Raw genomic sequence first — 10,087 nt, forward strand, 5'->3', positions numbered from 1 at the left:
CTCACTTTCTATGCTGCGGCTGGGCCAGTCCGGCCGGGTCGATGTCGAAGGGGAACGGCTTCTCGATGCGGGTCACGGTGCCCGGCAGGGCGGTCGCCGTTTCGACGTACCGGCCGGCGTCCAGCTCGCTGGTGATCAGGCGCGGGGCTGGGTCGAACTCCAGACGCCAGTAGTGCGGGACCGCGGCTTCCGCGTACAGCAGCGGCTTGAGCTTGCGGTCCATGGTCTTGTTGCCGGGCGAGACGAGCTCGACGACCAGCTGCACCGCCTCGGCGTCGAGGCTGACGCCGTCCTCTGCGGTCGCGCCCGCGTCGGCGACGACGATGTCCGGCACGACCAGCCCGGACGGCAGGATCACGTTGATGGCCTCCAGCACTTCGACCGAGGCGCCGGCAGCCTGGGCCGCCGCGTCCAGGGCGACGTGGAGCCGGAAGCTTGCACGCTGGTGACGCAGGCCGGGGGCGGGGGACATCACGAGCGACTCCCCCAGCAGCTCGTAGCGGACGGTCCGGTCTTCGGGCAGGCCCAGGACGTCGTCGACGCTCCAGGGCCCGTGGTGCGTAAAGCTGGCAACGCTCATCCCTTCACCTCCATCACGTACTGACAGTCTGGCCTGCCCCGACGGCCAGTGTCTCCCCTGCCCATCTCCGCCATTCCTGCGATGCCACCTCATCCGCGCGCTTGATCGACGGCCAGCACCCACCCGAACAATCTCCGCGGGAAGCGACGCACGACCCGGCCTGGTCAGCGCCTCTCGGCGATCGCCGCCTCTACCTCCTTGCGGACCTTCTGCGCGGGATACCGTGCGACTGTCCCGTAGGAGGCGAGCAGACCGTCGGCATACGCCGGATCGCCCTCGACGATCTCGGCGACCAGCACCGTGCTCCCAGGCGGCACTTCCGCCGCCAGCATGTCCAGTGCCGCATTGACCTCGGTTGCCTCGCGCGCGTCATGCGCACCGCCGAGGAGCCCACCCGCGCCGAAGCCGATCATGACGCCGAGTGGGCCTCCGAGGATGCCGAGCAGCCCGCCGATCAGGCCGCCGGCGGCGAAGGCCCGGGCGGTGCCGGTGTTGTCGACGGCGTCGGGGAAGTCGAGGGCCCCGTCGGCGTCGCGCGCGACGACCGCTCCCTCGCGCAGCTTCACCTTGCCGTCGGCGTGCGCCTGGCGCAGCGCGTCGAGCGCGTGGTGGCCGGCCGGCGGGCCCGTGACGTTCAGGAAGAGGATGTTGTCGTCCATGACTTCCACTGTTGGGGCTCCGCGCCCCCGCCGCACGGCACGTGCCGCCACCGAGCATTCGGTGAATGTCACGTCCCGCAGGTGTGACGCATACGGGTCTCGCGGACCCTGACCTCATGTGTGACCCCTGGATGGCCTCGACCAGGGCTTTTGCCACAAGCGCGCGACGGTAGGTCGGAGCAGCGTGCCGTACAGGGCGCGGCGCCGGTGGCGATGTTGTGGTCACGAAGTCTGGTGCAACGCCCTCCGGGTCGCTCTGCGGCACGTACGTCTTCATCGCCGTGTCTGTCATGAGTGTGGAGATCCGGCGCCATTCCTCGTGTTGCACTTCGGCGATGCATAGCCATAGCTCGGCTCGGTAGCTGTCCAGTGCCTGTCCGGCGATGTCGCGCCGGTGTTCCTTCGCGCCCTCGGCGGCGCGCGCGACGTCCTGGGCGGCCATCCCCGTGGCTTGCGCCTGGACCCGGGCGCGGTAGAACCGGGCGGTGCTGGGGGCGATGCGGACGGGCTCTTCGAGGGGGCGCAGCCAGACTGCGGGCAGGCCGGTGTAGGTGACGGTGGCGGGGAGGGTGACCTCGTTGCCGTCGGTGTCGGTGACGAAGCCGTCGATCTCGTACTCGGGGCCGGCGGGGAGCTCCAGGAGCAGCGACATCGGCACGGGTACGCTGCCGCCGGTCCCGCAGGGCCGGCGGCAGTCGTTGGGGGACCTTCACCTGGTAGGTCTCGCCGATCCGGATGTCCTGGACGCGCATATCGGCCTCCTGAGCCCCCTCTCCAGCCTCCCCTGGACCGTCCGCACCGCCAAGCCAGTACGGAGGCAGCACAGACGCGTGGAACAGCGTCGCCGAACCGCTGTCGACCCAGTGCACCGCGGCGCACTCCACCGCCGGCTTCTAGCCGACGTCCTCGCCATCGGCAGCCCCTACCCCCTGGTCATCACCGGTGGCTACGCCGTCCAGGTCCACGGACTGGTCAACCGCCTCAGCCAGGACCTCGACGTCGCCACCGAGAACCCCGCACCCATGGCTGACATCGCCCGGCGCCCCCTCCAGCAGGGCCTGTCCCAGCGAGGCTGGCACGTCACCGTGATCAGCACCGACTGTGTGGCCTGCCGCGTCATGAGGGGGACCGGCGGGCCTCTCCTGTGTTACCCGCAGAGCTCGCGGACCACAGCCATGTCGCTGAAGGGGAGCAGCTGTTCACCGATGATCTGGTACGGCTCGCTGCCCTTTCCGGCGACCAGCACGATGTCGTCCGGTTTAGCGGCGGACAGCGCGTAGCGGATCGCCGTACGGCGGTCGGCCTCCCGGTGGAAGGGGGTCCCGGTGGCGGCGAGACCGGGGGTGATCTGGTCCAGGATGGTTTCCGGGTCCTCGTTGCGCGGGTTGTCCGAGGTGAGGACGCACAGGTCGGAATGCTCCCCGGCGATCTTTCCCATGGCGGCACGTTTGGTGATGTCCCGGTCGCCGCCGCAGCCGAAGACGGTGATCACCCGGCCGGTCGCGAAACTGCGGATCGTGGCGAGGACCTTCTCCAGCGAATCCGGGGAGTGCGCGTAGTCCACGATGACGCAGGCGCCCTGCGGAGTGGGGTAGCGCTCGAACCGGCCGGGGGTGGGCGGCATCCGGTCCAGGGCGCTGACGAGCGCCTGGAGGTCGTGGCCGAGCACGTGGCATGCCGCCAGGGTGGCCAGCGCGTTCGCGACCGAGAAGCGGCCCGGTACGGGGATCGCTGCGGGGTACTTGTGTCCGTCGTGGTGGAGCATGAATCGGCTGCCCGTGGCATCCACGACGAGGTCGGTCGCCCGGTAGTCGGCCGACGCGTCCACGGCGTACGTGGTCACCGCGCCGGGCATCAAGGCCAGGATCTGTGCACTGACGGGGTCGTCGGCGTTGACCACCGCGCGGTCGCACAGCCCCTCGAAGAGGCGCAGTTTGGCGTTCTTGTAGTTCTCCATGGTTCCGTGGTCGTCGAGGTGATCCTGGGTCAGGTTGGTGAAGACGCCGACGTTGATGAACACATGGTCCAGTCGGCGCTGCAGCAGGCCCATGGAAGTGGCCTCCAGCACCACGCTGCCCGTATGCCGGTCGCGCATGTGACCCAGCAGGTATTGGAGGTCCGGCGATTCCGGTGTCGTCAGGACCGACCTCGGCATCGGAATCTTCCGGCTGCCGATCCGGCTGCCCGAAGTGCCGATGACGCCCACCTTCGCGCCTTCGGCGATCCGCAGGGCTGACTCGACCATGTACGAGACGGAGGTCTTGCCGTTCGTACCCGTGATCGCCACCACGTCCATCGCACGGCCGGGGTGCCCGTAATAGCGGGAGGCGGTGACCGCGGCGACTGCCCGGATATCGGCCACCCCCACCACGCACACGCGCCCGGACAGGGGCTCGGGCGGCGCGGCGCCGTCTTCTGCCAGCACGGCCACTGCTCCGCGCTCCAGTGCCTCTGCGATGCGCCCGGGACCGCCCTGCTCGTGGCCCGGGACCGCGATGTACAGCGAGCCGGACGTCACCTGGCGGACGTCAAAGGTCATCCCCGCGCTGATCGGCGTTCCCAGGTCACCCTGGAGAACGTGGTGGTCGTGCCCGTCGAGCAGTGCACTCAGCTTCACAACTATCCCCTCGAAGGCGGCCAGTGGCGCACTGCGCGTGCCCGGCCTGAAGGCAGGGTGACGGCGAACCGGAGACCGCGTTGGTGACCATGACCCGGCGGCGCCGGGGTCGTGCTGACCGGCCGGTGCCGACCGCTTCGGCGCTGTGCGGTGCACATGCGGCGCGGGAGCCGGAGCACCGGCGGTGTAACGCGGGAATATGAGTGGGCCCCACAGGGGGAGATCTGCGTGCGAGCCGGAGGGCCGGATCGGCCGAGGACCGCTACCTGTCACTGCGCAACCGGCTGCGGCATGCGACCGGGTCCGGCTCCGAACCGTGTCACGGGCCGGCCGGAATCCGGGGGCAGAGCCTTCTGGCCCGGCCGCGGAGGGTTGAATACAGGTGATCGGACGGAGCAGGGACCTGCCCGACACCGCTGCAGTGTATGTCCTCCGATGGTTCGTCAGGCACGTTGGTCATGTGAGGGAAGTCCCGGTCATCGGTGGCTCGATGTCGCGAACTTGAGCCGAGTCTGCGGCGAGACCCGGGTTCTCCCGACGCCACCTTGCCCAGTCGGCCTCCCCGTCGGCCCGGGTGCGCTGGAGGGCCTGGTGAACGCGCTCGGTCGGCGCTTCCTCGTCAGCGCCTGACTCAGCGACACCCGAAGAAGCGGCAGACGATCGGCTTGAGGTAGTCCGCGTGCGGACCGGCCAGACCTGTCAGTTCGTCCGGTGAGCGCACCAGGGCGATGTCGTCGAGTTCTGGTTCGCGGCCCTGGACGCGCTCGGCTGCCGCAGCAACGGTGAGGCCTGTGCGCAGCGTTGCCTCGGGAAGGACTGGGGCGAGGTAGGTGAGGCCGACACTGCCGTTCTCGCCGCGGGTGACAACCCACAGCTTCAGATCCTCGGCGGCTGCGCCGATCCCCAACTCCTCGGCGAGCTCTCGCGCAGCCTGGCCGGCCAGTGCCGACTCGTCCAGCACCGCCCCGTCCTGGGGACACGCAGGCTCTTCTCCACCTGGCCCGTCACCGCATCAGCGTGCTGTTCGCGATGCTCCGCGACGGCACCTTCTACGAAGCCAGAACCCCGCGCCTCGCTTGACGAAAAACATAGAGGCACCCCCCCCCGCGTACGTGGGGAAGAGGAGTTTCTCCGGCACCGGCGAATGCTCGCGGGCGGAACACCTCACTCACGTGGGGACGACCTCCAGTCCTGGAACCGCCAGTCGAAGGGCATCAGGTTTCTCTCCCAGCCGGGCGATCCGGCCAGTGCGTCGGCGGCCTCGGGCGTGCGCAGGAGACAGCGGTGGCGCAACAGCTCGCGCCGGTCGCCGGGCGTCAGGAGCCTCTCCTCGCGGCTGAGATTCTCCGGGTGGTCGGGGTGCAAGTCGGTGCTGCCGTCGATCGGGCGGTTCCCCGCCACGTTGAGCAGATCGCCGGCCGGAGTCCGGTAGTCGAGGCGGAAGTCGGTGCGCCACTGGGAATTGCTGCCCCAGCCCTGGGACAGATCGACCGTCGGCCGGTGGCGACGCCGGAAGGTCCAGTACAGCGGCGAACGGTCCGCGACGCCGCGCTGCGCGTGCTCGACGCCGGCGCGGATCCGCACGCCGGCCCGGTTGAACAGCAGCTGGCCCAGCATCAGGCCGGGCCAGAGGACCTCGGTGATCTCGATCGGCGCGTGCGGGTCCTCGGCCTGTTCGACCTCGACGATCTCGTGGAGGAACGGGTCGAATGCGTCGCCGTCCTCGAACGGCGTCATGCCGAGCGAGGTGAATACGCCGGTGTACTCGCGTTCCGAGAGCAGGGGCTGCGGGTCCGGGGAGTTGGGATCGTCGGAGGGAGGCTGGAAGGTGAGCAGCAGCTGGTCGCTGACCCGGTGCAGGGCGTAGAGCTCCCACACGAGTTCCTGCCCGTCGGGCTCCCTTCCCTTCTCGGCCCGCCATGAGCCGTCTTCGGCCGCCGTGGCCAGCCAGGCGCGGTAGCCGCGCTGGGCCCGATCGAGCCACGGCACGACGATCGTCTCGTACGGCTCCACCCCCCTCGTACCACGCCAGAGCCTCGTACAGTTCCCGCGCGTCCACCCCGTAAGGCATGCCAGGAGCCTACGGGAGGCGACCGGGGCGACCGGATGCCTCACCCACCCGCGACGACGGCCCAAACACTCCGGTGGACACCGCCGCGGAGGCCCTGGTCGCACTGCTGAGCACGCTCGCCCGGCGCCAGCACGAACGCCACCGGCACATCGCTGACTGGCTCGCCGCCTCACTGCATCGTCCCCCGCCAACTTGCCCAGCAGCGCGGCGTTGAGCTGCTCCACGGTCTGTACTCCGCTCCGGCGCACCAGCTTGATCAACGTGGTCGGGTGCGGCACCCGGGACGTCAGCGGGATCCGGCAGAACCGCCGCCAGCTCAACGAGTCCGCCACCTCACGGCACAGGATCTCGTACCCGAGCTGGTAGCGGTGCTTGAGATACAGCAGCCGCAGCAGCGTCTCGACCGGGATCGACGGCCGCCCCAGCCCTTCGGCGAACACCGCGCGCCACGGGGCGATGAATCGCTCGTCGTCCAGATGCGCATCGATCCTGGCCAGCTCGGCGGGCAGCTGCCGAGCTTGTTCCGGCAGCACCTCCCACCAGGGATCCTGCACTCCCGCGACACGCAACATCGTCCCACCCCCGGCCACAACGACCCCCCTCCGCTGTCGCGGCCAAGCGGCACCCCTCACCAGCTCTCCCCAGAGGTCAACCCAGCGCCGATCCAGACTTCTTCAGGGGCAAGTAGCTAGCCAGCGGCGAGCAACGCTCGTGCCAGGGTTCGGAGTTCTTCATCTGGGTGGCCCTGCCCTGAGAGGGGGGAGTCAGCGAGTAGGCGGAGCGGGGAGAACACGAAGCTGCGAAGGGTCGGGCGGAGTTCATCCGGGAGCTGGCCTGTGCAAGTGAGGGCCTTCAGGGCGCGGAGGCCGACCGGGGTGGGCTCCACCAGCTCGACGAGGATGGGAACGGCGCGGTCCGGGTAACCGGTGATCCAGTGGTGGGCCTCGGCGGCGGCCATCCGGGTCCACTGCCCGGCCTCCAGCAGAGACTCGATGAACGGCAGCAGCGGTGCAGCGGTGCTGCCCAGCGGTTGCAGGGTGCTCAGGTACCAGTGGGTCTGGCCCTTGCTGGTGAGCAGGCTCTCGAACGTGCGAAGTGCCGGGGTGGCGTCGCTGGTCAGCTGGTAGTGGGCCACAGCCGCCGCAGCCCGCAGCGAGAGATCGGTGCTCTGCATGGCCTTGAACAGCAGGTCGGTGATCTCTCGCGTCGCGATGCCGTTGAGCCCGAGCTGGCGGGCGGCGACGATGGTCGCGCGACCTGTACGAAGGCAGTCGACCAGCTCCGGCTGCGCCTGGCGGGCGGCGGCACCGAACCGCGCCAGTGCCCCGACGAGGGCGATGCCTTCGTTCCCGGTGGCGCCCGCTGCCAGCTGATAGCGGATCGCGGTTATCAGTTGGTCGGCTGCCGTGGGGAAGTGCCGCGCTGCCGCGGCGAGCAGCCCGGCGCTGGGGCGGCGCAGTACCTGTGTCAGGGCGCGGATGTCGCGGGCGTGTACTAGGGCGAGGAGCGCTGGCTCTGCGGTCTCGTCGTCGGTATCGGCGTACTGGTGCAGCGTGTTGTGGAGGTCGGCTCCTGGTTCGGGTAGGTGCTCGATCCAGTGCGCGATGGTGCGAAGTCGGCTGGCGAGGGCCCGGGTGTTCCTCTGGTGAGGCAGGGCCGCCACCAGTAGGTTCAGCACGGCAGGTTCCCGGTCGCGCCAGGTCTCAGCGATCTTCTGGGCCAGCCAGGAACCGCGCGATCCCAGGTCTCCGGCCTCGATCCAGCGGGCGGCTACGGTGAGGCACGCGTCCGGATCCTGGGTGAGCAGCTGGTTGAGCTGCTCGTCCTGGGAGGTGGTGCCCGACCAAGGAAAGCCGTCGTCCCCAGGGTCGGGTTCGGCACCGTATTCAGCAACGGCGTCCACCAGGTCTGCTGGGTACGGCGGGCCGGACCGCTCCATACCAAGCATGGCCGCCGCCAATCGAACCTCGGCAGGTGAGCTTTCGAGTACCTCCGTCTCGTAGCCGAACCGGCCCAGGACGACCAACGCGTCCGCCTGCACCGCCGGGACGGGATCGCTCGCGTAGAGCCCTTCGAGCTGGGCCACCACCGAGACTCGCAGCTCCGACGGGAGCAGCTCAGCCACGGCCGCGACCACCCGCAGCGCCGCCCGGCGCACCCCTCGCTCTGTGTCCACGAGGCAGGACAACAGCTCAGGGAGCACCTGGCAGAGCTCGACGCAGACTGCGGCGACCGAACTGCTCGGCCAGTGCGGGGAGTCGATGTCTGCCGGCTCGTGGTCGGCGAGGACGGCGAGCAACATCAGCAACTCGGCGCGCTTGCCCGGAACATGCCGCGCGGCGTGTGCGAGGAAGGGGACGGTGATGAGCATTCTTGATTTCAAGGAGCTCCATCAGCTCGTCGGCACCGCGGCGCAATAGGGGTTCACCGTCAGCATCGAACGCTTCAGCAGACTCCTCAGGTGCCGGTAGACCACAAGCCATCTCGGGGCCCACGCGCCCTTGATAGGCGCGCTCCCCACTCGACCGCCCGGCCTGCAAGGGCCAGACGGCCTCTCATGCCCGCCACCGGCCGCCCCTCAGAAACACCCCACCCCACCGCCGGACGATCACTACCAATCCGACGGCCCCCTTGCCCTGGAAGATCGACGAGGCACCGTTGGGCCAGCGCGGGCGCCATTCCCCGGAACCGCCCGCATCATTCATTCCCTGGGAACGCACGCCCCCGGTAGCCCTTCCCGCCCGTCTGGCGACGGCCCCTCCCGAAGGCAGTGCCGGCACCGGTTGCGAGACCATCGAGCCTTGACGCTGCCACCGGCGTCCCACCACGCTGAAGCCCGGATCCTCATCAGATACCGGATCACGGCGATTGGCTACCGCCTGCGCGGCTACCGGCGGACTACGGTCGGCGCATGGAGATCATCGTCGTGTACGAGCTCGACCAACCGGCGAGCACGACCGACACCAGACCCGGCGAGGCCGGGGCCCGGGTCCGACGAGTGCACGCAGCGCCCGGCGCTCCAGGAGCGCCTTCCTCCCCCGGCCCACGGACCTTCTGCGGCAAGGACACCTTCGCCATGGAGACATCCTCCTGGCGGCCCTCGGAACACCCGAGTTCACCGTGGTACCCGCAGGCGTACGCCGACCGGGTCTGCGGTAACTGCGACAGCGCGATGGAAGACGAAACCTGAGCCAAGCCCACCGGATAGCACTGACAGCAGCCAAGACTGTTGTCTGACCCGAACCCCGGGACGAACATTTGGAAGGCGTGTTGGGGGCAACCCCGCACGAGTTCGAATCTCGTATCCTCCGCCGGCAGAAGGCCCGGACCGTTCAACAGTCCGGGCTTTCGTCACTCTCCCTCCCGCCGGAGGGCCGAGCACCGCCGGGAGGGTTGGACTACAAGGAGAGCTGGTACTCGTGGGCTGTGTGCGTCGGTAGGTAGCCGAGCTCGTCGTTGACGCGCCGTGCGGGTTGTTGTCGGCGGTGTCGGTCGGCAGGCCGCCGAGGTGGGGATGGCGTTCGCGGGCATGGAGGATCGAGATGGCCTTCATCCAGCGGGTGAGGCCGCGGCCACGGTGCTGGGGCAGCACTATGGCACCGTGGTGCTGGGCTTCGCCCGTCCCACTACCGGGGACGACCAGTTCGGTGAAGCCGGCGATGGCGCCGTCGGACCGGTCGATGACCGCCTCGGTGTGGAGGATGTCGCCGCGTGCGGAAATGGCAGTCGCCGCCGCCCGTACCCGATCGAGGTCCCAGACCACCGTGCCGTAGTCGACGGCGCCCATAACCCGGCGCGACGCCACGGAGGTGTCGGCGAGTTCGTGGGGCACCTTCCGCTCCCACGCCGTCAGCCAGTAGCCGGCGTGGGACGTCCCGGCGAGGGCGGTGAGTGCGGGGAGATCCGCCTAGGCCGTTTCTGATGGCTCTTGCTGGGGTTGGTGGATCAGTGCTTGGGCTGGGCAGGTGCGTCGTATGGTGCGGCGACATGAACTCACGGACGCGCAGTGGCAGAAGATCGAGCCTTTACTGCCCGCCAACGGCAGGCCCGGCGGGCAGTGGGCCGATCACCGCAAGGTGATCAATGGGGTGCTATTTCGGGCCCGTACCGGGGTGCCTTGGCCGGACTTGCCCGAACGGTACGGCCCTTGGCAGACCGTC

8 protein-coding genes and 2 pseudogenes are annotated in these 10,087 nt (G+C 69.3%); 3 read left to right on the top strand and 7 right to left on the bottom strand.

All coding sequences use genetic code 11. From position 1 onward, the window contains the following. Nucleotide 1 precedes the first annotated feature (1 nt). Together ACFVT2_RS21095 and ACFVT2_RS21100 are read right to left on the bottom strand one after the other, a co-directional pair. Nucleotides 2-580, bottom strand: a complete 579-nt coding sequence (locus tag ACFVT2_RS21095; protein ID WP_390019941.1) for a Uma2 family endonuclease — start codon at nt 578-580, stop codon at nt 2-4. Between the two features lie 164 nt (nt 581-744). Continuing rightward, nucleotides 745-1,239, bottom strand: coding sequence for a DUF1269 domain-containing protein (locus tag ACFVT2_RS21100; protein ID WP_390019944.1), 495 nt, complete (start codon nt 1,237-1,239; stop codon nt 745-747). A gap of 863 nt (nt 1,240-2,102) precedes the next feature. Here ACFVT2_RS21100 and ACFVT2_RS21105 point away from each other — a divergent pair. Then, nucleotides 2,103-2,360, top strand: a pseudogene (locus ACFVT2_RS21105) (hypothetical protein); the annotation flags it as partial. A gap of 26 nt (nt 2,361-2,386) precedes the next feature. Here the strand turns inward: ACFVT2_RS21105 and ACFVT2_RS21110 are convergent. The 5 genes and pseudogenes from ACFVT2_RS21110 to ACFVT2_RS21130 form a co-directional block, all read right to left on the bottom strand. Further along, nucleotides 2,387-3,856: a UDP-N-acetylmuramoyl-L-alanyl-D-glutamate--2,6-diaminopimelate ligase gene (locus ACFVT2_RS21110; RefSeq protein ID WP_390019946.1), complete on the bottom strand. Its 1,470-nt coding sequence runs from the start codon at nt 3,854-3,856 to the stop codon at nt 2,387-2,389. A gap of 631 nt (nt 3,857-4,487) precedes the next feature. Continuing rightward, nucleotides 4,488-4,817, bottom strand: a complete 330-nt coding sequence (locus tag ACFVT2_RS21115; protein WP_390019948.1) for a hypothetical protein — start codon at nt 4,815-4,817, stop codon at nt 4,488-4,490. A 203-nt stretch (nt 4,818-5,020) separates the two neighbouring features. Further along, complete coding sequence (locus tag ACFVT2_RS21120) at nt 5,021-5,869, bottom strand: hypothetical protein (protein ID WP_390019968.1); 849 nt, start codon at nt 5,867-5,869, stop codon at nt 5,021-5,023. Between the two features lie 219 nt (nt 5,870-6,088). Next, nucleotides 6,089-6,499 (bottom strand): annotated as a pseudogene (locus ACFVT2_RS21125) (transposase); the annotation flags it as partial. A 116-nt stretch (nt 6,500-6,615) separates the two neighbouring features. After that, nucleotides 6,616-8,298, bottom strand: a complete 1,683-nt coding sequence (locus ACFVT2_RS21130) for a hypothetical protein (RefSeq protein ID WP_390019950.1) — start codon at nt 8,296-8,298, stop codon at nt 6,616-6,618. Between the two features lie 540 nt (nt 8,299-8,838). On the opposite strand from ACFVT2_RS21130, the gene ACFVT2_RS21135 reads away from it, so the two are divergent. Then, a complete protein-coding gene (locus tag ACFVT2_RS21135; RefSeq protein ID WP_390019952.1) occupies nt 8,839-9,117 on the top strand; it encodes a hypothetical protein in 279 nt (92 codons plus the stop codon). 784 nt (nt 9,118-9,901) lie between these two features. Beyond that, on the top strand, nt 9,902-10,087 hold a 186-nt coding region (locus ACFVT2_RS21140), incomplete at its 3' end, for a transposase (RefSeq protein WP_390019954.1).

This window comes from Streptomyces sp. NPDC058000 (assembly GCF_042886435.1).
GTDB lineage: Bacteria > Actinomycetota > Actinomycetes > Streptomycetales > Streptomycetaceae > Streptomyces.

Coding starts and splice junctions, on each gene's coding strand:
- ACFVT2_RS21100 (WP_390019944.1), bottom strand. CDS start 1,239: ATGGACGACAACATCCTCTTCCTGAACGTCACGGGCCCGCCGGCCGGC.
- ACFVT2_RS21130 (WP_390019950.1), bottom strand. CDS start 8,298: ATGCTCATCACCGTCCCCTTCCTCGCACACGCCGCGCGGCATGTTCCG.
- ACFVT2_RS21095 (WP_390019941.1), bottom strand. CDS start 580: ATGAGCGTTGCCAGCTTTACGCACCACGGGCCCTGGAGCGTCGACGAC.
- ACFVT2_RS21135 (WP_390019952.1), top strand. CDS start 8,839: ATGGAGATCATCGTCGTGTACGAGCTCGACCAACCGGCGAGCACGACC.